Source organism: Gilliamella sp. App6-5, assembly GCF_001690525.1.
Classification (GTDB): Bacteria; Pseudomonadota; Gammaproteobacteria; order Enterobacterales; family Orbaceae; genus Gilliamella; species Gilliamella apicola_H.
This window is the reverse complement of sequence record NZ_LZGT01000028.1, coordinates 1-505: the sequence shown is the minus strand read 5'-3', so window position 1 is coordinate 505 and position 505 is coordinate 1. Positions and strand designations below refer to the sequence as shown.

At 29.9% G+C, this 505-nt stretch carries 1 protein-coding gene; it reads right to left on the bottom strand.

From position 1 onward, the window contains the following. Window positions 1-317: 317 nt before the first annotated feature. Window positions 318-505: hypothetical protein (locus A9G24_RS13015; protein ID WP_218056200.1), on the bottom strand; the 188-nt coding region annotated here is incomplete at its 5' end.

Below are 505 nucleotides of genomic sequence, written 5' to 3'. Positions count from 1 at the left end.
CGATTTATAACACCGAAAGACCGCATGAGGCATTAAATAACATGACGCCGATTGAGTATAAAACACTAAAACAAACAGCATGATTTTCTACTTGAATCTTGTACTAAGTTTGGGGTATTTACATCAGTTTGTATACCTTTTCTAAAAATCCAATCCCCTACTTTTACTGAATAAGGCAATTTAGAGGTGGGATTTGAAGAATAAACAGGCTCATTAACAATAACAACCGTTGCTAGCATAATAAAAATAATAGAGAAAAAGCAGCATTAGTTCATCAAAGTTTTTTCTTAGCCAAAAAGGATAAATAGTATTTATCCTCAGATTGATGACAAACCTCGATATAATTCGGGGTTTATTTTTTTATTTAAACCATAAATAAGATTTTTAATTTGGATTTTATTAAATAAATTAAAAAATAGCTTAAAAAAACGTAACAAAAATAGCTTTATCGCTATTTTCTTGATATTTTGAGCCGTTGCGGCCAATAAACACTGCATTTGAACCT